Origin of the sequence: Streptomyces sp. NPDC050418 (assembly GCF_044458745.1) — a bacterium.
Lineage (GTDB): Bacteria > Actinomycetota > Actinomycetes > Streptomycetales > Streptomycetaceae > Streptomyces.
In genome coordinates, this window is sequence record NZ_JBITIG010000001.1 from 136,496 (window position 1) to 158,456 (window position 21,961).

Here is a 21,961-nt window from a genome sequence, read left to right on the forward strand (position 1 = left end):
CTGGCGAGCGGCCTCACTTCGCGGTCCATAAGGTGCGGAGCGGCTTGTAACTTTCGATGGAGGCCCGAGCGCCCGCGGCTCCTTAGGCTGGGAGGACTGTGAACACTCCCGTCCTGCCTCCGACCCCCGCCACCCGGGCCCTGACCTGGTGCGTGCACCTGCTGTTCGCCGGTCTCCTGGTCCTCGCCGCCACGCGTGCGGTGGCCGACGGACGGCCGCACGCCGGCGGGGTCGTCGCGGTGGTCGCCGTCTGCGCCGCCGTCTACGCGGCCGGGTCGCTGCTGCCCGGGGTCCGCAGCTCGCGGAAGGCCGCCGCCTGGTGGCTGGCGTGCGTGGGCGCCGTATGGCTGGTGCTGCTGGCGCTGTCGCCGGACGGGGTGTGGCTGGCGTTCCCGCTGTACTTCCTGCAACTACATCTGCTGCCGCGCCGCACCGGTCTCGTCGCCGTGGCCGCGACGGCCGTCGCTGCGATCTCCGGATACGCCGTGCACCAGGGCTCGTTCAACGCGGCCATGGCCATAGGCCCCGCGCTCGGCGCGGCCGTCGCGGTGGCCGTGGTGTGGGGATACCAGGCCCTGTACCGGGAGAGCGAGCAGCGCCGCCGGCTGATCGAGGAGCTGACCGCCGCGCGCGCCGACCTCGCTGCCGCGCAGCACGCGGCGGGTGTGTCGGCCGAGCGGGAGCGCCTCGCACGCGAGATCCACGACACGCTCGCCCAGGGCCTGTCCAGCATCCAGCTGCTGCTGCGGGCGGCGGAACGGGCGCTGCCCGGCTCTCCGGAGAGCGCGGTCCGCCATGTGGTCCAGGCCCGTCTCGCGGCCGTGGACAACCTTGCGGAGGCCCGCCGTTTCGTCGCCGCGCTCGCACCGCCGTCCCTCGACGGCACCAATCTGGCCGGCGCGCTGGAGCGGCTGTGCGCGTCCACCGCGGCACGTGAGGGGATCTCGGCACGGTTCCACGTCGCGGGCGACACGACGCCGCTGCCGACCGCGCACGAGGTGGCGCTGCTGCGGGTCGCGCAGTCCGCGATGGCGAACACCGTCCGCCATGCCGGCGCCACCACCGTCGCGATGACGCTGCGGTTCGAGGACGGCGGCGTGGCGCTCGACATCACCGACGACGGCGTGGGCTTCGAGCCCGACCGGCTGCCGGAACCGGACCCGGAGACCGGCGGCTTCGGCCTCGCCGGGATGCGGGCCCGGCTGCGCGCCCTCGGCGGCACGCTCGGCATCGCTTCCGCTCCCGGGAAGGGCACGGCGGTGGAGGCGCGGCTGCCGGTCCCGGCAGATGGCGCGGAACCCGGGCGCCCCGGGTCCACGCCCTCGTCCGCGCCCGGTCGCGGCTCCCGGACCGATTCCGGCCCCGGCACGCGACCTGGGTCCGCCCACGACGCCCGTACGAATCCCGAGGCCCGCTCATGAACGACGCCCCCATCCGCCTGCTGCTCGCCGACGACCACCCGGTCGTGCGCGCCGGTCTGCGGGCCGTCCTGGAGACCGAGCCCGGACTCACGGTGATCGCGGAGTCGGCGACCGCCGAGGAGGCCGTCGAGCGGGCGGCCCTCGGGGATATCGATGTCGTCCTGATGGACCTGCAGTTCGGCGCCGGGATGGGCGGCGCCCGGGCCACCGCGCTGATCACCGCACGCCCGGGTGCGCCGCGGGTCCTCGTCGTGACGACGTACGACTCCGACGCGGACACGCTCCCCGCGATCGAGGCGGGCGCCACCGGCTATCTGCTGAAGGACGCGCCGCCCGAGGACCTCGCCGCAGCGGTCCGTACGGCCGCCGCCGGGCGCACCATCCTCGCGCCGGCCGTCGCCGACCGGCTGATGAACCGGCTGCGGACGCCCGCGACGACGCTGACGCGGCGCGAGACCGAGGTGCTCGGGCTGGTCGCGGAGGGCCTGTCGAACCAGGCGATCGGCCGGCAGCTGCACCTCACGGAGGGCACGGTGAAGTCCCATCTGGCGCGGGTCTACGCCAAGCTCGACGTCGATTCCCGGACGGCCGCGGTGGCCGCCGCCACGGAGATGGGGCTGATCCGGCGCTGAGCACGGTGTGCCGCGCCCGGATACGCAAGGACAGGCACGCCCCACGGCCCAGGGCTACCGTGGAATGGGGCCGCGCCCTCCGGTGGCACTGCGGTCCCGGAGTTCCCGGCGCACCCCGGAGCTCCCACCGACCGAGGAGCACACCCATGAGTTCCCGTCTCAACCCGTATCTGACCTTCGACGGCGACGCCCGCGAGGCCATGGAGTTCTACCAGCAGGTTTTCGGCGGCACCCTCAGGCTCAACACGTACGGCGAATCGGGGATGGCCGGCACCCCGATGGCCGAGAAGATCATGCACGGGATGCTGGAGACGCCCAGCGGCTACACGCTGATGGGCGCGGACCAGCACCCGGACATGCCGCAGCAGTCCGGCGCCAACTACTCCGTCAGCCTGAGCGGTGACGACAGCGACGAACTGCGCGGCTACTGGGAGAAGCTGTCCGCGAACGCGACAGTGTCCGTGCCCCTGGAGAAGCAGATGTGGGGCGATGTGTTCGGCATGTGCACGGACCGGTTCGGGATTCCGTGGATGGTGAACATCAGCGAGCCCGAGGCCTGATCCGGCGGTGGTACAAGGAAGGGCGGGGCGGACCGACGACGGCCCGCCCCGCCCTTCCCGTAGGGGTCAGGCCTCCAGCGCGTCCACGGTCGGCGCCACGGTCCCGAACAGGTCGGCGATCGTGGTGAGCGCGGCCGCGTGGAGCGCCGCGGCCGGGAGGACGGAACCGTCCGGCGACGTCAGGCTGCGGGTGGCCGTGGCCTCCGCGACGACGGTCGGCCGGTAGCCGAGGTTGAAGGCGCCCTGCGTCGTGTAGTTGACGCACATGTGCGTCATGAAGCCTGCGATCACCAGTTCCTTGCCGCTGCCCGGCGCGGCATCGAGACCGGTGAGGACGTCCACGAGGTCGGTCTCGTGGAAGGAGTTCGGGAAGCCCTTCACCACGACGGCCTCCCCCTCGGCGGGCGCGACCTCGTCGCTGATCGCGCCGATCTCGGCACGGATGTCGTACGGGGTGCCCTCGCCGCCGTCGTTGAGGACGTGGACGACCGGGGTGCCGGCGGCGCGGGCCCGCTCCAGGAGACGGGCGCCGGCCGCGAGGGCCTCCTCGGCGCCTTCGAGCTGCATGACTCCGGTGCGGTAGGTGTTCTGGAAGTCGATCAGCACGAGGATCGAGTCTCCGAGCTTCGGCAGCTCGCCGGGGAGACCCACGACCTCACGCAGGGACTTCGAGGGCTGGGCGGTGACGGGCTGGGCGGTGCTGGACTGGGACATGGCGAGGAAGCCTCTCTTCGAAAGCCGGAAGGAGTCGGTAAAGGTCGGATGGGATTGGGAAGTTGGGAGCTGGAAGTCGGGGTGTGGGCCTTGGGCCTTGGGATAAGTGATGCGGAGTTCAGGCGGTGGGAGCCGGTGATCCGGTACGGAACCGCCGCCGGTAGCCCGCCGGAGTCGTCGCCAACTGCCGCTTGAACGCCCGGTGCAGGGTTTCGGCGGAGCCGAGTCCCGCCGCGGCGGCGATCCGGTCGAGTGCCTCGTCGGTCGTCTCCAGGAGCCGCCGTGCCGTCTCGACCCGGGCCGCCTCGACATAGGTGGCCGGGCTCTGTCCGGTCTCCTGTTTGAAGACGCGGGCGAAGTGCCGTTCGCTCAGGCACATCCGCCCGGCGAGCACCTCGGCGGACAGGTCCTCGTCGAGGTGGTCGGCGATCCACAGCCGCAGTTCGTCGATGTCGCGGCGGGCCGCGGCCGGGCGGCTCAGCGGCACGGAGAACTGGCTCTGCCCGCCTTGCCGCTTGAGGTACATCACCAGATTGCGCGCCACGGCGAGGGCCACGTCCTCGCCCAGGTCCTCCGCGACGAGGGCCAGGGACAGATCGAGGCAGGCGCTGATGCCGGCGCCGGTCCACAGCCGTCCGCGGTCGGTGCGGACGAAGATGGGGTCCGGGTCGACCGTGATCTCGGGGTGGTCGGCCGCGAGCTGGGCGGCGGTGGACCAGTGGGTGGTGGCCGTCTTGCCGTCCAGGAGGCCCGCGGCGGCCAGGAGGTGCGCTCCCACGCACACCGACGCGACGCGCCTCGATCGTGGTGCGGTCCGCTCGATCCAGGCCACGATGTCCGGGTCGATCCGGGCCACGGTTCCCTGGTCGGACTGGTCCACGGCACCGGGGACGAGCAGGGTGTCGAGCCGCCCGTCGACCTCGTCGAAGCCCAGGTCGGCGACGACACGGACGCCGGCCGAGGTGCGGACCTCGCCCGCCTCGGGACCGGCGAGCAGCACCTCGTATCCGGCCCGCCCCGAGGTCTCGCGGTTCGCGAGTGAGAAGACCTCGGCGGGGCCTGTGACATCGAGGAGGTCGACGTCGGGGAAGACCGCGATGACGACTCGGCGCTTGGTGGGCATGACCCCATCCTGCGGCCGCCACCCCCATGGCCGCAATGACGGCTCCCTGTCACATTCGGACATCCCGTGTCCGTACGGCACCGGGCCCGCGACTCCCGCCACGGGCCCGGTCGACGGCTACGCGGTCTTCTCCCACACGGATACGTGGCCCCGGCTCTCGGCCGTGAATGGCGCCCGCGTCCAGTCCTGCCAGCGCTCCCGCAGCCGCATCCCGGCCAGGCGGGCCATGAGGTCCAGCTCCGCGGGCCAGACGTAGCGGAAGGGGATGGAGCGGAATTCGGCGCGTCCGTCGACGACGTTGACGTAGTTCGAGCTCATCGCCTGGGTCACGACGTCATAGCGGTCGTACGCCCATCCGTCGGCGTCCGCGCGGAACGGGACGAGGTCCTGGCCGGCCGGGAGCCTGCGCAGTTCGGGGACACCGACCTCGATGACGAAGCGGCCGCCGGGTTCGAGGTGGTCGGCGGCGTTGCGGAAGCAGTCGACCTGGGCGTCCTGGGTGGTCAGGTTGTTGATCGTGTTGAAGACGAGGTACGCGACCGAGAAAGAACCCTTCGCCTTTGCGGTGGCGAAATCACCGATGGTGACGTCGATGCCGTCGCCGCCGGGCTTGCCGCGCAGCCGCGCCACCATCGCGCGTGAGATGTCGATGCCGTGCACCGGCACCCCGCGCCGCGCCAGCGGTGCGGCGATCCGTCCGGTGCCGATGCCGAACTCCAGGGCACGGCCGTCGCCCGCGAGGGCGGCGAGGAAGTCGACCGTCGTGGCCACCGTCTCCTCGGCGAACATCGCCGAGGACGGATCGTCGTAGGTTGCCGCGACGGACTCGGGGAAGTAGCCGTCTTCGTCAAGGGTTTCGTCGACCATCGGGCGAACGTACTGCCCTCCCGATCACCGCCGCACCCGGTTTACGGGCGTCCCGTCACTCGAAGCGGGAGGTGTCCCCCGCCCCGCGCCGTACGATCTCGACGTCGCCGCCGGAGAAGTCGATGACGGTGGTGGGCTCGGTGCCGCAGTCGCCCGAGTCGAGCACCGCGTCGACGACGTGGTCGAGGCGCTCCTTGATCTCCCAGCCCTGCGTGAGCGGTTCGCCCTCGCCGGGCAGCAGCAGCGTGCTGGACAGGATCGGCTCGCCCAGCTCTTCGAGCAGTGCCTGGGTGGCGACGTGGTCGGGGATGCGGACGCCGACGGTCTTCTTCTTCGGGTGCATCAGCTGCCGCGGCACTTCCCTGCTGGCGGGCAGGATGAAGGTGTAACTGCCGGGCGTGGCCGCCTTGATGGCGCGGAACACATCGTTGTCGATGTGCACGAACTGGCCGAGCTGTGCGAAGTCCTGGCAGACGAGCGTGAAGTGGTGCCGGTCGTCGAGCTGGCGGATGCTGCGGATCCGGGAGATCCCGTCACGGTTGCCGAGCTGGCAGCCGAGCGCGTAGCAGGAGTCGGTCGGATACGCGATGAGCGCGCCCCCGCGGATCGAGTCGGCCACGGTGGTGATCGTGCGCCGCTGTGGGTTCTCCGGGTGGACGTCGAAGTACGTTGCCATCCGGCGAGTTTAAGCCGCCGGGAGGTGCGGTCGGGTCAGGCCGTGACCTTCGCCAGGAACGCCTCCAGATTCGCGACCGTCCGGGCGATCCTCTCGTCGACCGTGAGGGTCTCGCGCATCCGGATCAGGGCGGCGACCTGCTTGATCCCGCGGGTGTAGAGGGAGCAGTCGAGGTCGGTGCACAGATACACCCCCACGGAGTTGCCCTCCTTGCCCGCGCGGCCCGCCTTGGGCGCGACCATCAGGGAGACGCCGCCCTCCTTGGTGGTGAGGCAGACCGAGCACATCGAGGCCCGGACGTGCCCGGGCCGACGCGGGGCGGTGCGCAGGGCGACACCCTGCGGGCGGCCGTCGATCTCCGCGACGAGGTACGCGCGGTCGGGGGCGCGGGGATCGCGCCAGCCGAGGTAGTCGAGCTCCGGCCAGGGGCGTTCGGCCAGGTCACGGGGGATGTGCAGACGGGTCGCCTCGCCCTTCGTGCAGTTCACGAACGCGGCACGTATCTCTGTTTCGGTCAGCGGCTTCATGTCGCCGATCGTAAATTGCCTAATACCTATAGGCAAATACATAATGAGTGAAGGAAGGGCTGGCCGATCTTGGAAGGCGGGAGCGGGACATGGCACGGGTAGGCCTGACTCCGGAGCGGCTCACGCAGGCCGGGGCGGAGCTCGCCGACGAAGTCGGCTTCGAGCACGTCACCGTGTCGGCACTCGCGCGGCACTTCGACGTCAAGGTCGCGAGTCTCTACTCGCACGTGAAGAACTCGCACGACCTCAAGACGCGCATCGCGCTGCTCGCCCTCGCGGAGATGGCCGACCGGGCCGCCGAGGCGGTCGCGGGCCGCTCGGGCCGCGACGCGCTCGCCGCCTTCGCCGAGGCGTACCGCTCGTACGCGCGCGAGCACCCGGGCCGCTATGCCGCCGCCCGCTTCCCGATGGACCCGGAGACCGCGGCGGCGAGCGCGGGGCCCCGGCACACGCAGATGACCCGGGCGATCCTGCGCGGGTACGACCTCGACGAACCGGACGAGCAGACCCATGCGGTACGGCTCCTCGGCAGCGTCTTCCACGGCTACGTGAGCCTGGAGCTGAGCGGCAGCTTCAGCCACAGCGCCCCCGACCCCTCGGTGTCCTGGGCCCGGATCGTGGACACGCTGGACATACTGCTGCGGACGTGGCCGGGCGAACCCGCACCCGACGACGACCAGTAGGCCTGACCCCGACGTCCGAAATCCGCCAGCACCCTCGCGGTCGGCCGGTCGAGAATCCGTTCATGACCGCTGAATCGCAGGGAATCCGTATCCGCCATCGAGGACGTGAACCACAGGTCCATCCCACCGCCTACATCGCCCCGACGGCCACGCTGGTCGGTGACGTCCGCGTGGGGCCGAGAGCACGGGTGATGTACGGCGCGGTGCTCGATGCCGAGGGGTCCCGGATCGAGGTCGGGGAGGCGGCGGTGATCTGCGAGAACGCGGTCCTGCGCGCGTCCGCGGCCGCCGGTGATCAGCCGATGCTGGTCGGCGACCATGTCTTCGTGGGGCCGCATGCCACGCTGCTCGGCTGCGAGGTCGGCAGATGTGTCTACGTGGCGACCGCGGCGACGGTCCTGCAGTGCGCGAAGGTGGGGAACGGTTCGGTCGTCGCCGTCGGCGCGCTCGTCCATGCGCGCACCGTTGTGCCCGACGAGTACTTCGTGCCGCCGCACAATGTGGCGCTCGACGCTCCGGTGCGGCTGCTGGCCCCCGGCGATCCGGGCTTGACCGAGGCCGTCCGCCGGGTGGACTTCGCGCAGGTGGCGTTCGGTGTCGACGCGGAGTGGACCGACCGGATCAGCCGGTACGAGCACGTCGCGGAGGTACGCGTCGCCGAGTTCGGCGCGCACGCGGATGACGAGGTGCTGGATCCCGCCCGGCGCCACTGAACGAGTGCGGGCCCTACTCCTCGACCGGGTCCAGGCCCTGTGCATCGTGGCCGAGCGCATAGACGTCCTTCACCTTCACCTCGGTGACCGCGCGGCCCTCGGTGAACAACTGACGCCAGTCGCCCGCCACATGGAGCTCATCCGTACCCATGGCGCGGACCACGATCAGGCCTTCGTCGAAGCATTTGTACGCCTTCATCCAGAGGTTGGCGAAGGCCTGGCTGCGGATGAGGTGCATCCAGTCGCTGCGGTACAGCTCGCGGTTGTAGTTCGACTCGCCCATCGTCGAGACGAACTTCGAGTACATGGCCTTCACGTATTCGAGCGTGACCGTGTCGTCGTCGGCGATGGCGCGGTCGCGCGCGTCCTTGAGGCCGATGCGGAACTTCTCCAGGATCCCCTCGGTGGCACCCGAGGTCCACGACTCGTGGATCACGGGCGGTGCGCACAGGCCGTACGGGTCGGAGGAGAGCCGCAGGAGCAGGCGCAGCGTCGGCTCGGTGACCCACAGGTCGCCGGGTTCGTCGCGGCTGCCGAGGGGGTTGGGCAGGAGGTGGTCCAGTTCCCAGGCGGGCGGGGTGATCAGGTGGACGCCCGCGCGGCGCCGGTCGTGGACGTCACCGGTGGAGTGCTCCAGGGCGCCGATCGGCAAATGTGTCTTGAGCGCGGACAGGTAGGCGCCGTTGACGTCGAGCGCGGTCACCTCGTGGCGGCCCGCGGGCAGTTCGGGACGCGTCCAGTTCGGGCGCGCCTCCCAGATGGCGTCCGGGCCGCGCGCGCTCTTGCGGCGCAGGATGTCCGGCATCGGCGGGTGGGCGATGACGTGGTAGCGCGCGCCCTTGCGGGTGTCGTCGAGCAGCGCCATGGCGTCGGGGATGGCGCGCTTGACCAGCGCCGCGGTCGCGGTGTCCACATCGCCGCCGTGTTCGGCGAGCGCGTTCTCGACGGCCTGGACGATGCGGTCGGGAGCCTCGGCCTCCTTGGCCCGGCGGCCGGCCGGGACGATCTTGGTGGGGGCCGGTTCGGGCGCGGGAGTGCGCGCGTCGGCGGCCGGCGCGGGTTGCGCCGGCGCAGGCGTCCGGCACTCCGAGGCATCCAAGTGCTGAGGGAATCCCTCGACTTGGTGCCGGGCTGGTGCACCGCACAGGACACACGGCTCAGGCGTGGGCAGGGCCACTCCCCCGTCGGGTTCCGAAGAGACCGGCGGCTCGGATTCCGCGCCCGCAGTCGGGCCGGACGGCAGATCGGCCTGTGAGTCGCCCTGCGGGTCAGGCGCTTCGCCACCCGCCCCCTCGGGCCCTCCGACCTTCGCCAGCGCCCCCTCCAGGAAATACCGGTACTTCGCGCGGATCTCCCCGCTCGGATCGCGTCCGCTCTCCCACCCGCCGACGGTCGACGCCGACACTCCGAGGACGGCCGCCACCTGCGTACGGGACAGCCCGAGCGCCTCCCGCAGACGACGGCGTTCGCCGGCCGGCGGCAGGGTGGCCTCCTCCTGGACCGAGGCCAGGAGCGCGTCGATCGCGTCGAAGTCCGTCACGGCGCCTCCTTCGCGGGGCGGGTCGGGGTGGTCACTACGGCACGCGCGGGGGCGCGCACGCGGCCACTATAAGTCGCGGGCGGTGTCCGGTTTTGTACGGCACCGGCCCCCGCCTACGCGTCCCCGTCACCCACATCCCGCGCCCGCGCCCGAAGCAGCTCCCGCTCCCGCGCGTTACGTGCCAGCGACGCCGCGTGCTCGAACTCCGCGCGCGCCTCCGAAGCGCGGCCGAGTCGTTGCAGGAGGTCGCCGCGGACGCTTGGGAGGAGGTGGTAGTCCTTGAGGGCCGGTTCTGCGGACAGGGCGTCGACCAGCGGGAGGGCCTCGGCGGGGCCTTCGGCCATGGATACGGCCACCGCGCGGTTGAGTTCCACGACCGCGGACGGGGTGAGGTGGGCGAGCCGGCCGTAGAGGGCGGCGATGGACTTCCAGTCCGTGTCCTCGTAGCGCAATGCCTGGGCGTGGCAGAAGGCGATCGCGGCCTGTACCGAGTAGGGGCCGGTGCCCGCGTGCTGGAGGGCGTCGATACCGCGGTGGATCAGGAGCCGGTTCCACTTGGTGCGGTTCTGGTCGGCGAGCAGGACCGGTGCTCCGTCGGGGCCGGTGCGGGCCGGGAGGCGGGAGGCCTGGAACTCCAACAGGGCGGCCAGGCCGTGGACTTCGGGCTCCTCGGGCATCAGCGCGGCGAGGACGCGGCCCAGGCGCAGGGCGTCCTCGCAGAGCGCGGGGCGCAGCAGGTCCTCGCCGGCGGTGGCGCTGTAGCCCTCGTTGAAGATCAGGTAGATGACTTCGAGGACGGAGGCGAGCCGGGCGGGGCGTTCGGCGGCGCCCGGCACTTCGTAGGGCACGTCGGCCTTGGCGAGGGTGCGCTTGGCGCGCACGATGCGCTGGGCGACGGTCGGTTCGGTGGTGAGCAGGGCCCGGGCGATCTCCTCGGTGGTGAGACCGCCCAGGAGGCGCAGGGTCAGCGCGATGCGGGCCTTCGCGGAGAGCACCGGGTGGCAGGCCGTGAAGATCAGGCGGAGCAGGTCGTCGTCGATGTCGTCGGGGTCGGACGGCTCCGGCGGCGGTACGTCCTCCAGGGTGCGGCCGACCTCGGCGAGTTTGCGCGCGTACGTCTCCTTGCGGCGTACGAGGTCGATGGCCCTGCGGCGGGCGGTGGTCATCAGCCAGCCGGCCGGGTTGTCGGGGATGCCTTCGCGCGGCCACTGTTCGAGGGCGCTGATCAGGGCGTCCTGCGCGAGTTCCTCCGCTATGCCGACATCGCGCACCACGCGCGTCACGGTCGCGATGATCCGTGCGGACTCGATCCGGAACACGGCCTCTACTGCCGCGGTCGCCTCACTCTGCTGCGCTGTCACGCGCCCCATCCCAACACCCGTGCCCGGGCGGGGCAAGCACGATCCGAGGCGACGGGCGGGTGCGGAAGCCGTGGAACGAGCCGCCGCCGGCTCATTGACAGCGTCCGGGGCCGACCCCACACTCATGCCCTCGCGAGATGTGAACTGTTCTTCACCAGACGAACAAGCCTCCGCTCCTCGACGGATGAGCCCGCCCCCAGGGACCGATATGACCTCTTCCACGCACTCCGGCAGTGCGACCCGTGCCCCGCACACGTTCAAAACGGTGTTCCCCGTTCTCGCGCTGTGCTGGCTGGCCGTGTTCTTCGACGGCATGGACGTCAACATCTACGGCGCCGTGATGCCGCACATGCTCGACGACCCCGGACTCGGTCTGACGCCGGGCACCGCGGGCACGATCGGCAGCTGGACCACGTTCGGCATGCTGATCGGCGCTCTGACCGCGGGCAATGTCACCGACTGGCTGGGCCGCAGGCCGATGCTGGTCGTCAGCGTCACCCTGTTCTCCCTCGGCAGCGCGGTGTGCGCGATCGCCCCGGGCGTCGGGGTGTTCGGCGCGGGACGCTTCCTCGCGGGCGTCGGGCTCGGCGGTCTGATGCCGCTGTGTCTGGCGATGGTGCTCGAGTTCGCCCCGCCGCGCCGGGCCGCGCTGACGACCGGCCTGCTGATGACCTCGTACCACGTGGGCGGTATCGCGGCGACGGGCCTCGGCCTGGCGGTGGCACCGGACTTCGGCTGGCGCTGGGTGTTCTGGGCCGGTGTGCTGCCCGCCTTCGTCGCCGTACCGCTGCTGCTCAAGTACCTGCCGGAGTCACCCGGCGTGCTCTTCGCGCGGGGGCAGCACCTCCAGGCCGAGCAGGTCGCCGACCGCTACGGGCTGCAGCGCCCGACCGCCGTGGAGGCGCCGGCCGGTGGCGCGAAGGGACGGATCGCCGCGATCGCCGCGCTGTTCCGGCCCGAGTCCCGGTGGGCGACACCGCTGTTGTGGCTGGCGTCGTTCTGCGGACTGCTGCTCGTGTACGGGGTGAGCACCTGGCTGCCGACGATGATGCGCGCCAGTGGCTACGGCCTGTCCTCCTCGGTGAGCTTCCTGATGGTGATCAACGCGGGCGGCATCGTCGGCCTGCTGATCGCCGGACGGATCGCGGACCGCTTCGGACCGGTGCGCATCTCGGCGATCTGGTTCGTCCTGACCGCGGCCGGCGCACTGCTGCTCAAGTCCCATCTGCCGCTGGGCCTCACGTACGTCGTGGTCGCGATCACCGGGATCTGGCTGTTCAGCGCCCAGGTCATGGTGTACGCGGCGACCGACACGGTCTACCGGGACAGCGAGCGGGCCGCGGGCCTCGGTCTCGTGACGGGCGTGGGCCGTACCGGCGCCGTCGTCGGACCGTGGCTGGTCGGCGCGCTCGCCCAGAACGGCAACCAGAGCTGGGGCTTCACCACCTTCGCCCTGGCCGGCCTCGCGGGCGCGGCGGCGATCGCGCTCGTACCGCCGGCCGTGCGGGCAGGGCGGGGTGGTGCGCGGGCGGGGACTGCCGCGCCCGCGGTGGCGTCCAAGGCCTGACGGCTGCCCAGCAAAGGGAAGGGCCCCACCCTCGCGAGGATGGGGCCCTTCACGCTTGCCGCTACAGCGGCAGTCCGCAGTAGTTCTCGGCCAGTTCGGCCTCGGCGTGCGGCGAGGTCGCGAGGCGCTCCAGCTGGGAGAGCTGCAGTCGGGTCTCGAAGGGCGACTGGGCGGGGTCGGTGTGCAGCGTCGTCGTCATGAAGTACGAGAAGTGCTCGGCCCGCCACACCCGCCGCAGACACGTGTCGGAGTAGGCGTCCAGGAGCTCGCCCGAGCCCGTCGCGTAGCGGTGGGCGAGTGCGCGGGCGAGCACGACGACATCGGCCGCCGCGAGGTTGAGGCCCTTGGCGCCGGTGGGCGGGACGATGTGGGCGGCGTCGCCGGCGAGGAAGAGGCGGCCGAAGCGCATGGGCTCGGTGACCGAACTGCGCATCGGCAGCACGGACTTCTGCGTCACCGGGCCGCGGACGAGCGGGATGGCGCGGCCGAGGCGGTGGTCGAGTTCGTCCCAGACGCGCTCGTCGGACCAGGCGGCCGGGTCGGTGCCGTTGGGGACCTGGAGGTAGAGCCGGCTGACCTCCGGGGAGCGCATGCTGGCCAGCGCGAAGCCGCGGTCGGAGTGCGCGTAGATCAACTCGTCGTAGTTGGGGGCGGCTTCGGCCAGGATGCCGAGCCACGCGTACGGGTGGGCGCGCTCGTACGTGGTGGCGGCGCCCGCGGGGACAGCGGTGCGCGCCACTCCGTGGAAGCCGTCGCACCCCACCACGTAGTCGCAGGTGAGCGTCCGCTCCTGGCCCTCGTGGGTGTAGCGGATGACCGGCCGGTCATCGTCGACGCCCTCGACGGAGTGCACCTCGGCCTCGAACAGCAGCGGGTCGCCCTCCATGCGTTGGAGGGCTATGAGGTCTTTCACGACCTCGGTCTGCGCGTAGACGGTGACCCGTCGTCCGCCGGTGAGCGCGGGGAAGTCGATGCGGTGGCCGCGGCCGGCGAAGCGCAGTTCGACGCCGTCGTGCACCAGACCCTCGGCATCGAGGCGCTTGCCCGCACCGCAGGCGCGCAGCACGTCGACCGTGGACTGTTCGAGGATGCCGGCGCGTTGCCGCTGCTCTACGTAGGCGCGGTCCCGGCGCTCCAGAACGACGCTCGCGATGCCCGCCCGGTGCAGCAGGCGGGCGAGCAGCAGGCCCGAGGGGCCGCCGCCGATGATGCCGACGGTGGTGTGCACAGCGTCTCCTCGTCCGGGGGCGGTTCCTGGTCCCGCGAGGCGGTGGACCGCCGCCACCATTGTTCGTATAGTGAAGACTTCTTCACTCATGCGACGGCCTGAGTGTGCGTGCCGTACAGCGGCATGTCAATGCCCTTGAGGGGCCCGTGAGATACGCCGGGAGAGCTCATGCCATCGACGATCGCGGCCCCTCCCGCGGACACCGTCACGCCCCTCGTGCGAGGGATCGCCGTGCTGCGCGCGCTGACCGACGCCCACGGTCCGCTCAGCCTGAGCGAACTGGAGCGCGCCACCGGCCTGGCGCGCGCCACCGTGGACCGGATCGCGGCGACGCTGGCGCGCATGGCCTACGTACGGCTCGACGGGCGCACCGTGACACTCGCCCCCCGCCTGATGGAACTGGGCAACGCCTACCTCGGCGCACTGCGGCTGCCCACACTGCTCGGCCCGCAGGCCGACCGGCTCGCCGACGAACTGGACGAGTCGGTGTCGCTCGCCGTGCGCGACGAGGACGGGGTCCGCTTCATCCATCAGGCGACCCGGCGTCGCGCGATGTCGCTGAGCTTCCGGATCGGCGATCTGCTGCCCGCGGAACGCACGGCGCCCGGCCCGCTGTTCGCCGCCGACTGGTCACCGACCGACTGGGAGAAGTGGCGGGCCCGGCGGGCGGCCGACCCGGGGGACGGCGGCTTCACCGCACTGCCGCCGCGTGAACTGCCGTCCGGCGACGAGGAATTCGTCAAGGCGATGGAGACGGCCCGCAAGGACGGCTTCGCCCTGGACGACCAGCTGATCGAGCCGGGACTGGTGGCGCTCGCGATGCCCGTACGGAATCGGTCGGGCGCGCACGTGTGCGCGGTGAGCGTGGTCAGTCACACGAGTCGGCACAGCGCACGGTCCCTGCGCAAGGAGATGCTGCCGCGGTTGCGCAAGGCGGTGGCCGCGATGGAACGGGAGCTCCATCGCGCCGCGCCGGTGAACGAACCGTCCCGCCCCGCGGCGCTCGCGGCGTGGACCACCGAGTCCAAGCAGGAGTTGGGACGCGACTTCATCGAGTCGCTGGCCCGCGGCCTCACCGTGCTCACGGCCTTCGGCGAGGAGCGCCCCGCACCGACGCTCAGCGCCGTCGCCGAAGCGACGGGTCTCGCCCGCGCCACGGCCCGGCGGGCGCTGATCACCTTTGAGCACCTCGGATACGTCACTTCCCACGAGCGCGCGTTCCGGCTGACGCCCCGTGTGCTCGGCCTCGGCTTCCCGCTGCTCTCGCGCACCTCGCTGCCCGAGATCGCCCAGCCCCATCTGGTCACGCTCGCCAAGCAGGTGCACGACTCGGCCTCGCTGGCCGTGTTCGCCGGCGACGACATCCAGTACGTGGCGCGCATCGCGACCAGTCGCATCATGAGCGTCAACATCGCGGTCGGCACGCGCTTCCCCGCCATCGCCACGTCCATGGGCCGCGTGCTGCTCGCGGGACTGCCCGCCGAGGAGCGGGCGGCACGCATGCGGCGGATCGAACCGCAGGAGCTGACCCCTCGCACGGTGACCGACAAGGTGCGGCTCGGCGAGATCCTCGATCAGGTGGCACGGCACCGTCACGCCCTGGTGGACGAGGAGCTGGAGGAGGGGCTGCGATCCATCGCGGTCCCCGTGCACGACGGCGAGGGACAGGTCGTCGCAGCGGTCAACGTGGCGATGCACAGCTCGCGGCGCACAGTCGCGCAGTGCCGCAGCGAGGTCCTTCCGGCGCTGCGGGAGACGGCGGGCCGGATCGAGGCGGAGCTGCGGATCGCGGACCGCTTCGCGAGGATTCCGGCGTCGTGACGCGCTGCGAAATGCGCGGCAATGGATGTCAGGTACGGGCTGCGACTTCCCGCAGTCACCTCAGCAGGAAGCCGAACAGGTAGCCGAGTGCGTTGGTCGCCCAGTGCAGGCCCATCGGTGCGAGCAGGCTGGTGCTGCGGCGGCGCAGTTCGCAGAGAACACAGCCCGCCGCGGCGGTGAACAGCACGGCGCCGGCGTTCACCAGGATCGCTTCGAGGAGGGGGTCGCCGAAGATGCCTCCCAGCGCGGGTTTGGCGTCGGCGAGGCCGAGTGAGGGCAGGATGTGCCACAGGCCGAAGAGCCCGGACGAGATCAGGGTCGCGGCCAGGGCGCCGTTGCGGCGCAGTATCAGTCCGTACAGGACGCCGCGGAACGCGACCTCCTCGAGCAGGACGGTGCCCAACGGCACGGTGACCAGGACTCGCAGGGCGACGTCGCCGCCGGTGAGGGTACTGGTGCGCTGGTCGGTGAAGAGGTCTCGGGTCGACGGCAGCAGGGCGCCGCACAGATACACGAGCGCCACGATGCCGATGAGCGCGAGCGCCCACCGCAGCCCGCGGGCCAACGTGGGGCGCGCCAAGCCCATGTCCGCCCACGAGCCGCCCGCCCAGTGGACGATCGCCGGCAACAGGGCGGTGACCGTGAGGGACAGCACCAGGGTCCACGGCATCGACCAGTGGTGGGCGGCGACGTTCGTGAGCAGCAGGACGAGGACCACTGTGGAGATGGCGACCCATGTGGGGGCGGGACGCCGCAGTGATGAAAGGTACGGCCGTGGCGGGTACCGCACGGAGGCGCAACCTCCTCACCTGCAAGAACGACGTGCTGACGCATCCCATCGTGCGGCCCCGAGCCCGACGCGGCGAGCCGGCGAGGACGCCGGAAGGCCGACTGGGCGCTGGTGGATTAGCTTGAGCTCATGCACCGGGGCACGCCTGTGTGGACCGCCGCTCGGGATCGAATCGTCCATATCTCGAAGAAGCCGTACTGGGACCGGCCCGACAGCTCCCATCTGGTCCGACGCTGGCCGGACCTCACGGCGCTGTGCTGCGCGACCGTGTTCTTCTGGCTGTCCCTGACGCCGTCGCTGGTGCCTCGGCCGTGGCTGCTGCAAGGCGTGGTCGGCGGGATCACCGCGGCCATCGGTTACGGCCTCGGTTCCGTGATGAGCACGCTGTGGCGGGCGCTGTCCCGGCGGCGCCCTTCGGAGCGGGCAAGGGCGCACCTGTGGCAGGCGTACTGGGTGGTCGGTCTCGTCGTCACGGTGTGGCTGATCACGCGCAGCGCCCATGCTCAGATCCGGCTGCGCGAACTGCAGGGGCTGCCGCCGGCGTTGGCCTGGCACGTACCGATGATCATGCTGATCGCCGTGGTGCTGTGGGGCCTTCTCGTGCTGGCCGCCCGCGGCGTCCGCCTGGGGACACGCACCCTGATCCGCACGCTGCACCGCTTCGTTCCGCGGCCGGCCGCGATCGCCGTCGGGGCCGTGCTCAGCGCTCTGATCCTGCTGGTCGGGCTGCGGAACGTGGTGTTCGAGCGGGGCGTCATCGGACTCGCGGACCGCATCGCGTACGCCACGAACGGCGGGACGAGGGAAGGCATCCACCCGCCGTCCTCACCACTCGTGTCGGGCGGTCCGGGCTCACTCATCCCGTGGGACGAACTCGGCTTCCAAGGACGGGTGTTCACCGGTTCCACGCTGAGCAAGGAGCGGATCACCGCGTTCACGGGCCGGCCCGCCAAGGATCCCGTCCGCGTCTACATCAGCGCGTCGGCCCCGGAGCTCTTCGGCAGCGACACCCCGTTCGCGACCAAAGCGGACCTCGCCGTACGGGAGCTGGAGCGCACCGGGGCCTTCGACCGTGACGTGCTCGCGATCGCCGGGACCACGGGGACGGGGTGGGTCAACGCCGACGTGGTGGAACCTCTCGAGTACCTGCACGACGGTGACACCGCCACGGTCGCCGTGCAGTACTCGTACCTGCCCAGCTGGGTGTCGTTCCTCGTCGACAAGGAGCGGGCCGGACAGGCCACGCGCGCTCTCGTCGAAGCGGTGCTCGCCAAGGTGGACGCGCTGCCGGCGGCGGACCGGCCGAAGGTGGTCGTGACCGGGGAGAGCCTCGGCGGCTTCGCGATCGAGTCGTCGTTCGCCGACCTGCACGACCTGCTGGACCGTACCGACGGGGCGCTGCTCGTCGGCACCCCGAACTTCGCACCGATCTCGCAGGAGATCCGCGACCACCGCGAACCGGGCAGCCCGGTCTGGCGTCCCGTCTACGACGCAGGCCGCAACGTACGCGTCGCCCAGTTCGTCCAACAGGACCTCAAGCAGCCACCGTCGGCCTGGGGGCATCCGCGTGCCGTCTACCTGAAGAACGCCTCCGACCCGGTCGTGTGGTGGTCGAGCGACCTGATCCTGCACCGCCCGCAGTGGCTGCGCGATCCACTGGGCCCGGACATCACCCCGGCCATCCGCTGGTTCCCGCTCGTCACGTTCTGGCAGACCACCATCGACATGGCCGTCTCCTACGGCGTGGACGCGCCTCACGGGCACCGGTACGGCGCCGCCCCCGTCGACGCCTGGGCGGCGATCGTGCCGCGCGAGGGCTGGACGCCGGCGGACACCGATCGCCTCCGCACCCACATCGAGCAGCGTCCCTCGCCCTGAACCGCCGTGACTCAGGTCGCCCGCAGTGCGGCAGATCTGCTGAGTGCCCAGATGGCCAAGAGGTCGAGGACCATGACGCTGATCGACCACGCCGGGTAGTACGGAATGAACAGGAACTGGGTGATCAGGCTGACTGCAGCCAGGACCAGACCGGCTCCACGGCCCCAGGCCTTTCCGAGCAGCACGGCCAGGCCCGCGACCATCAGGGTCAGGCCGATCACCAGATGGCCCCAGCCCCAGGCGGTCAGGCCGAATCGGTACACGTATTGCGACGCACCGAAGATGTTGTCTCCGGCGATGGCCGCGATTCCCGTGAGGAAGCTCAGTGAGCCGCTCAGTTCCAGAGCCAGCCCCGCAAACATGGGCAGCCCCGTCACCGGGGCATGTGCTGGTTCGCCTGTCGAACCCTGCTGCCGCCCGGCGCCAGATGCAGACATCGTCACCAACCTCCTGGGCTGCAGTCACCAGGCCCGAGAGACGGGACGGGACCACTGCCTCATGTTCACAGTGTCGTCGCAGTCGCATCCCGCCGCGACTGCGACGCCCTCCTATGCCCCTGCGGTGCCTTGTGCGCGCAGGGTTTCCGCCGCGTCGGAGACCCGCTGAAGCATCGCCAGGAAGACCTCCTGCTCCGCATCGGACAGCGGCGCGAGGAAGACATGGTTCATCCGGGCCGTACGGACCGTCAGCTTCCGGTGGACGGACGCGCCCTCCTGGGTGAGCCGCAGCGAGAAGCGGCGGCCGTCCGCGGCGTCGCGCACCTTCCCGATCAGTCCGCGTCGGCTCAGCCGGCTGACCACTTCGGCGACGGTGGAGCGGTCGAGTCCCACCCGCTCCCCCACCGTGCGCTGATCGAGCCCCGGCTCGGCGAGCAGCGCGTTGAGCACTCCGTACTGGGGTGAGGTGATCTCCTCGGAGACCATCGTGTTCCACAGCAGGTAGTGGGCCTGCTGGAGCCGGCGGGCCAGGTGTCCCGGGTGCGTGGTCAGATCCACGGCCGCCATGCGCTGCCTCCGATGAGAAGTGGTCAGTGCACTGAAGGATACGCAAGCTTGTTGACGCAACCAACGCCCGATGCCAGCATGACGAGCACGAAATATTCCTCTGTGTACTGAGCAATTGCATGGAGTGATTGCCGCGAGCACAGCAGGAAGGGCCCGGGATGGACAAGGTGGTCGCCACTGCCGCCGATGCGGTTGCGGACGTGAGAGACGGAGCCACGTTCGCGGTCGGCGGCTTCGGGCTGAGCGGCGTACCGAATGTGCTGATCCAGGCGCTGCACGAACGGGGCGTAGGCGGCCTCGGCGTGGTCTCCAACAACTGCGGCGCGATGGACTCCGGGCTCGCCGTACTGCTCTCGGCGGGCCGGATCGCCCGGGTCACGGCCTCGTACATCGGCGCGAACAAAGAGTTCGCGCGGCAGTACCTCGCCGGTGAACTGGAGGTCGAACTCATCCCGCAGGGCACGCTCGCCGAGCGGCTGCGCGCGGGCGGCGCCGGGATCCCCGCCTTCTACACCCCGGCCGGTGTCGGCACGCAAGTCGCCGAGGGCGGTCTGCCGTGGCGTTACGACGGTGAGGGCGGGGTCGCGCTGGCCTCGCCGCCCAAGGAGGTAAGGGAGTTCGACGGCACCTCGTACGTCCTGGAGCGCGCGATCCGCACCGACTTCGCGCTGGTGCGCGCGGCGCGCGGTGACCGGCACGGGAATCTCGTCTTCAACAAGGCGAGCCGCAACTTCAACCCCCTTGCGGCGATGGCCGGCCGGATCACGATCGCCGAGGTCGAGGAGCTGGCCGAGCCGGGTGCCATCGACCCGGATCACGTCCATCTGCCGGGGATCTTCGTACAGCGCGTGGTCGCGCTCTCCCCCGAACAGGCCGCCGACAAGGGCATCGAACGGCGCACGGTGACCGTGCCCGCGCAGGCCGGGGAGGCGCGATGAGCTGGAATCGGGAAGAGATAGCGGCGCGTGCGGCACGTGAACTCGTGGACGGCAGCTACGTGAACCTCGGCATCGGACTGCCGACGCTGATCCCCAACCACCTGCCGTCGGACGTCGAGGTGATCCTGGAGTCCGAGAACGGGATCCTCGGCACCGGCCCGTATCCGTACGACGAAGATGTCGATCCGGATCTGATCAACGCGGGCAAGGAGACCGTCACAATCCTGCCGGGCGCTTCCTTCTTCGACTCCGCGCTCTCCTTCGGAATGATCCGCGGCGGCCATATCGACACCGCGGTGCTCGGCGCGATGCAGGTCTCGGCCCACGGCGATCTCGCCAACTGGGCCGTTCCCGGAAAGCTGATCACCGGCATCGGCGGGGCGATGGACCTCGTCCATGGCGCACGCCGCGTGATCGTCGTGATGACGCACTCCGCAAAGGACGGCTCACCGAAGATCGTCGAGGAGTGCTCGCTGCCGCTGACCGGCAAGGGCTGCGTGGACCGGATCATCACGGACCTGGGTGTGATCGACGTGCTACCGGACGGACTGGCGCTGGTGGAGACTGCGCCAGGGGTGTCCGTGGACGAGATCCTGGCCGCGACCGGCGCCCCGCTCGCAATCGATGACTCAATGGGGAGCAAGGCATGAGCACGCGCGACGTGTACATCGTGGACGCCGTCCGGACGCCGATCGGCCGCTACAGCGGGGCGCTCGCCGGCGTACGGCCCGACGATCTGGCTGCCCACGCGGTACGGGAACTGGTCGGCCGCTCTCCCGAGCTCGACCCGGCACGGATCGACGACGTGTACTTCGGCAACGCCAACGGCGCCGGCGAGGAGAACCGCAACGTGGCCCGTATGGCGGGGCTGCTCGCGGGCCTGCCGACGTCTGTGCCTGGCGTGACGGTCAACCGGCTGTGCGCCTCCGGTCTGGAGGCCGTGATCCAGGCGGCGCGGGCCGTCGCGCTCGGCGACGCCTCGATCGCGGTCGCGGGCGGCGTCGAGTCGATGACGCGCGCGCCTTATGTCCTGCCGAAGAGCGACCGTGCCTTCCCGGCCGGGCACGCCGAGATGTTCTCGACGACGCTCGGCTGGCGCATGGTGAACCCGCAGATGGCTCCCGAGTGGACCACTCCGCTCGGCGAGTGCGCCGAACTGATCGCGGACAAGCACCGGATCACGCGCGAGCAGCAGGACGCGTTCGCGCTCTCCTCGCACGAGAAGGCGTCGGCGGCCTGGAAGAACGGCCTGTTCGACGCCGAGGTCGCGTCCGTTCCGGTGCCGCAGCGCAAGGGTGAGCCCGTCCCGTACACGCGCGACGAGTGCGTACGCGACGGTGCGTCGATGGAAGCGATGGCCAAGCTGAAGCCGTCCTTTCGCAAGGACGGCGGGACCGTGACCGCGGGCAACGCCTCGCCGCTCAACGACGGCGCGGCGGCGCTGCTGCTGTGCGACGAGGAGGGGCTGCGGGCCACCGGGCGCGAGCCGCTTGCCCGGATCTCGGCGACCGGGGTGGCCGCGGTCGACCCGCAGTGGTTCGGGCTCGCGCCGGTCCCGGCGGTGGAGCGGGCGCTCGCCAAGGCCGGAAAGACCTTCGCCGACCTCTCCACTCTGGAGCTCAACGAGGCGTTCGCCGCGCAGGTCCTCGGCTGTGTGGCCGAGTGGCCCGAGTTCGACCCGGCGATCCTCAACCCGCAGGGCGGCGCCATCGCGCTCGGCCACCCTCTCGGCGCATCCGGTGCACGGCTCGCCGGCACCGTCGCCCACCAACTGGCGCGCCGCGGCAGCGGTGTCGGCGTGGCCACGCTGTGCATCGGCGTGGGCCAGGGCCTCGCCCTGGTGCTCGAACGCTGAGCCCGCGGGGGCCCGGCACATGCGGGCCCCCGCCTTCTCTCTCCTCGACCCTTATCGGAGTTC

22 protein-coding genes are annotated in these 21,961 nt (G+C 71.1%); 11 read left to right on the plus strand and 11 right to left on the minus strand.

Annotated elements, in window-relative coordinates; genetic code table 11:
- The first annotated feature begins 98 nt into the window (after positions 1-98).
- From ACIBI4_RS00625 to ACIBI4_RS00635, 3 genes are all read left to right on the plus strand, one after another.
- Complete coding sequence (locus ACIBI4_RS00625; RefSeq protein WP_399201298.1) at positions 99-1,421, plus strand: sensor histidine kinase; 1,323 nt, start codon at positions 99-101, stop codon at positions 1,419-1,421.
- Complete coding sequence (locus ACIBI4_RS00630) at positions 1,418-2,053, plus strand: response regulator (protein ID WP_399201299.1); 636 nt, start codon at positions 1,418-1,420, stop codon at positions 2,051-2,053. The genes ACIBI4_RS00625 and ACIBI4_RS00630 overlap by 4 nt, the downstream gene beginning before the upstream one ends.
- Positions 2,054-2,199: 146 nt before the next feature.
- The gene (locus ACIBI4_RS00635) at positions 2,200-2,613 is read left to right on the plus strand and encodes a VOC family protein (RefSeq protein ID WP_399201300.1); all 414 of its coding nucleotides are present in this window, start codon (positions 2,200-2,202) and stop codon (positions 2,611-2,613) included.
- 66 nt (positions 2,614-2,679) lie between these two features.
- Here ACIBI4_RS00635 and ACIBI4_RS00640 read toward each other — a convergent pair whose 3' ends face one another.
- The 5 genes from ACIBI4_RS00640 to ACIBI4_RS00660 all read right to left on the minus strand — a co-directional run bounded on the left by ACIBI4_RS00640 (position 2,680) and on the right by ACIBI4_RS00660 (position 6,520).
- The gene (locus ACIBI4_RS00640) at positions 2,680-3,327 is read right to left on the minus strand and encodes an isochorismatase family protein (protein WP_399201301.1); all 648 of its coding nucleotides are present in this window, start codon (positions 3,325-3,327) and stop codon (positions 2,680-2,682) included.
- Between the two features lie 118 nt (positions 3,328-3,445).
- Complete coding sequence (locus tag ACIBI4_RS00645; protein WP_399201302.1) at positions 3,446-4,450, minus strand: GlxA family transcriptional regulator; 1,005 nt, start codon at positions 4,448-4,450, stop codon at positions 3,446-3,448.
- Positions 4,451-4,567: 117 nt separating this feature from the next.
- Complete coding sequence (locus ACIBI4_RS00650) at positions 4,568-5,317, minus strand: class I SAM-dependent DNA methyltransferase (RefSeq protein ID WP_399201303.1); 750 nt, start codon at positions 5,315-5,317, stop codon at positions 4,568-4,570.
- 55 nt (positions 5,318-5,372) lie between these two features.
- Positions 5,373-5,993, minus strand: coding sequence for an L-threonylcarbamoyladenylate synthase (locus ACIBI4_RS00655; protein ID WP_399201304.1), 621 nt, complete (start codon positions 5,991-5,993; stop codon positions 5,373-5,375).
- 35 nt (positions 5,994-6,028) lie between these two features.
- Positions 6,029-6,520, minus strand: a complete 492-nt coding sequence (locus ACIBI4_RS00660) for an FBP domain-containing protein (protein WP_399201305.1) — start codon at positions 6,518-6,520, stop codon at positions 6,029-6,031.
- Between the two features lie 89 nt (positions 6,521-6,609).
- Between ACIBI4_RS00660 and ACIBI4_RS00665 the strand changes: the two genes are divergently transcribed.
- Complete coding sequence (locus ACIBI4_RS00665; RefSeq protein ID WP_399201306.1) at positions 6,610-7,203, plus strand: TetR/AcrR family transcriptional regulator; 594 nt, start codon at positions 6,610-6,612, stop codon at positions 7,201-7,203.
- Between the two features lie 62 nt (positions 7,204-7,265).
- Positions 7,266-7,916: a gamma carbonic anhydrase family protein gene (locus tag ACIBI4_RS00670; protein WP_399201307.1), complete on the plus strand. Its 651-nt coding sequence runs from the start codon at positions 7,266-7,268 to the stop codon at positions 7,914-7,916.
- Between the two features lie 13 nt (positions 7,917-7,929).
- Here the strand turns inward: ACIBI4_RS00670 and ACIBI4_RS00675 are convergent, their stop codons facing one another.
- Entirely contained in the window at positions 7,930-9,456 is a 1,527-nt protein-coding gene (locus ACIBI4_RS00675) for a helix-turn-helix domain-containing protein (RefSeq protein WP_399201308.1), read from the minus strand.
- 113 nt (positions 9,457-9,569) lie between these two features.
- The gene (locus ACIBI4_RS00680) at positions 9,570-10,826 is read right to left on the minus strand and encodes an RNA polymerase sigma factor (RefSeq protein WP_399201309.1); all 1,257 of its coding nucleotides are present in this window, start codon (positions 10,824-10,826) and stop codon (positions 9,570-9,572) included.
- A 199-nt stretch (positions 10,827-11,025) separates the two neighbouring features.
- On the opposite strand from ACIBI4_RS00680, the gene ACIBI4_RS00685 reads away from it, so the two are divergent.
- Positions 11,026-12,384 carry an MFS transporter gene (locus tag ACIBI4_RS00685; RefSeq protein ID WP_399201310.1) on the plus strand — a complete coding sequence of 453 codons (1,359 nt, stop codon included), beginning with the start codon at positions 11,026-11,028 and terminating at the stop codon, positions 12,382-12,384.
- 61 nt (positions 12,385-12,445) lie between these two features.
- On the opposite strand, the gene ACIBI4_RS00690 is transcribed toward ACIBI4_RS00685, so the two are convergent.
- Positions 12,446-13,612 carry a 4-hydroxybenzoate 3-monooxygenase gene (locus ACIBI4_RS00690; protein ID WP_399201311.1) on the minus strand — a complete coding sequence of 389 codons (1,167 nt, stop codon included), beginning with the start codon at positions 13,610-13,612 and terminating at the stop codon, positions 12,446-12,448.
- Between the two features lie 168 nt (positions 13,613-13,780).
- Between ACIBI4_RS00690 and ACIBI4_RS00695 the strand changes: the two genes are divergently transcribed.
- The gene (locus ACIBI4_RS00695; protein WP_399201312.1) at positions 13,781-15,433 is read left to right on the plus strand and encodes an IclR family transcriptional regulator C-terminal domain-containing protein; all 1,653 of its coding nucleotides are present in this window, start codon (positions 13,781-13,783) and stop codon (positions 15,431-15,433) included.
- 55 nt (positions 15,434-15,488) lie between these two features.
- Here ACIBI4_RS00695 and ACIBI4_RS00700 read toward each other — a convergent pair whose 3' ends face one another.
- Positions 15,489-16,223, minus strand: a complete 735-nt coding sequence (locus ACIBI4_RS00700) for a lysostaphin resistance A-like protein (RefSeq protein WP_399201314.1) — start codon at positions 16,221-16,223, stop codon at positions 15,489-15,491.
- Positions 16,224-16,352: 129 nt separating this feature from the next.
- Between ACIBI4_RS00700 and ACIBI4_RS00705 the strand changes: the two genes are divergently transcribed.
- Positions 16,353-18,101 (plus strand): alpha/beta hydrolase, encoded by a 1,749-nt coding sequence (locus ACIBI4_RS00705; protein ID WP_399201315.1) that lies wholly within the window; start codon positions 16,353-16,355, stop codon positions 18,099-18,101.
- 11 nt (positions 18,102-18,112) lie between these two features.
- Here ACIBI4_RS00705 and ACIBI4_RS00710 read toward each other — a convergent pair whose 3' ends face one another.
- On the minus strand, positions 18,113-18,538 hold the full coding sequence (locus ACIBI4_RS00710) for a hypothetical protein (RefSeq protein ID WP_399201316.1): 426 nt from the start codon (positions 18,536-18,538) through the stop codon (positions 18,113-18,115).
- Between the two features lie 111 nt (positions 18,539-18,649).
- Positions 18,650-19,105: a MarR family winged helix-turn-helix transcriptional regulator gene (locus ACIBI4_RS00715; RefSeq protein WP_399201317.1), complete on the minus strand. Its 456-nt coding sequence runs from the start codon at positions 19,103-19,105 to the stop codon at positions 18,650-18,652.
- A gap of 158 nt (positions 19,106-19,263) precedes the next feature.
- Between ACIBI4_RS00715 and ACIBI4_RS00720 the strand changes: the two genes are divergently transcribed.
- From ACIBI4_RS00720 to ACIBI4_RS00730, 3 genes are read left to right on the plus strand one after another with little or no spacing between them, the layout of a single operon-like run.
- A complete protein-coding gene (locus ACIBI4_RS00720; RefSeq protein ID WP_399201318.1) occupies positions 19,264-20,043 on the plus strand; it encodes a CoA transferase subunit A in 780 nt (259 codons plus the stop codon).
- On the plus strand, positions 20,040-20,693 hold the full coding sequence (locus ACIBI4_RS00725; protein ID WP_399201319.1) for a CoA transferase subunit B: 654 nt from the start codon (positions 20,040-20,042) through the stop codon (positions 20,691-20,693). The genes ACIBI4_RS00720 and ACIBI4_RS00725 overlap by 4 nt, the downstream gene beginning before the upstream one ends.
- On the plus strand, positions 20,690-21,898 hold the full coding sequence (locus ACIBI4_RS00730) for a thiolase family protein (protein ID WP_399201320.1): 1,209 nt from the start codon (positions 20,690-20,692) through the stop codon (positions 21,896-21,898). The genes ACIBI4_RS00725 and ACIBI4_RS00730 overlap by 4 nt, the downstream gene beginning before the upstream one ends.
- Positions 21,899-21,961 lie beyond the last annotated feature (63 nt).

Excerpts from the sequence above, each read along its gene's own strand:
- ACIBI4_RS00655 (WP_399201304.1), bottom strand. The coding sequence starts at position 5,993 with ATGGCAACGTACTTCGACGTCCACCCGGAGAACCCACAGCGGCGCACG.
- ACIBI4_RS00710 (WP_399201316.1), bottom strand. The coding sequence starts at position 18,538 with ATGTCTGCATCTGGCGCCGGGCGGCAGCAGGGTTCGACAGGCGAACCA.
- ACIBI4_RS00715 (WP_399201317.1), bottom strand. The coding sequence starts at position 19,105 with ATGGCGGCCGTGGATCTGACCACGCACCCGGGACACCTGGCCCGCCGG.
- ACIBI4_RS00630 (WP_399201299.1), top strand. The coding sequence starts at position 1,418 with ATGAACGACGCCCCCATCCGCCTGCTGCTCGCCGACGACCACCCGGTC.
- ACIBI4_RS00680 (WP_399201309.1), bottom strand. The coding sequence starts at position 10,826 with ATGGGGCGCGTGACAGCGCAGCAGAGTGAGGCGACCGCGGCAGTAGAG.
- ACIBI4_RS00730 (WP_399201320.1), top strand. The coding sequence starts at position 20,690 with ATGAGCACGCGCGACGTGTACATCGTGGACGCCGTCCGGACGCCGATC.
- ACIBI4_RS00695 (WP_399201312.1), top strand. The coding sequence starts at position 13,781 with ATGCCATCGACGATCGCGGCCCCTCCCGCGGACACCGTCACGCCCCTC.
- ACIBI4_RS00670 (WP_399201307.1), top strand. The coding sequence starts at position 7,266 with ATGACCGCTGAATCGCAGGGAATCCGTATCCGCCATCGAGGACGTGAA.
- ACIBI4_RS00720 (WP_399201318.1), top strand. The coding sequence starts at position 19,264 with ATGGACAAGGTGGTCGCCACTGCCGCCGATGCGGTTGCGGACGTGAGA.
- ACIBI4_RS00660 (WP_399201305.1), bottom strand. The coding sequence starts at position 6,520 with ATGAAGCCGCTGACCGAAACAGAGATACGTGCCGCGTTCGTGAACTGC.
- ACIBI4_RS00650 (WP_399201303.1), bottom strand. The coding sequence starts at position 5,317 with ATGGTCGACGAAACCCTTGACGAAGACGGCTACTTCCCCGAGTCCGTC.
- ACIBI4_RS00705 (WP_399201315.1), top strand. The coding sequence starts at position 16,353 with ATGCACCGGGGCACGCCTGTGTGGACCGCCGCTCGGGATCGAATCGTC.
- ACIBI4_RS00725 (WP_399201319.1), top strand. The coding sequence starts at position 20,040 with ATGAGCTGGAATCGGGAAGAGATAGCGGCGCGTGCGGCACGTGAACTC.
- ACIBI4_RS00635 (WP_399201300.1), top strand. The coding sequence starts at position 2,200 with ATGAGTTCCCGTCTCAACCCGTATCTGACCTTCGACGGCGACGCCCGC.
- ACIBI4_RS00665 (WP_399201306.1), top strand. The coding sequence starts at position 6,610 with ATGGCACGGGTAGGCCTGACTCCGGAGCGGCTCACGCAGGCCGGGGCG.
- ACIBI4_RS00640 (WP_399201301.1), bottom strand. The coding sequence starts at position 3,327 with ATGTCCCAGTCCAGCACCGCCCAGCCCGTCACCGCCCAGCCCTCGAAG.
- ACIBI4_RS00685 (WP_399201310.1), top strand. The coding sequence starts at position 11,026 with ATGACCTCTTCCACGCACTCCGGCAGTGCGACCCGTGCCCCGCACACG.
- ACIBI4_RS00645 (WP_399201302.1), bottom strand. The coding sequence starts at position 4,450 with ATGCCCACCAAGCGCCGAGTCGTCATCGCGGTCTTCCCCGACGTCGAC.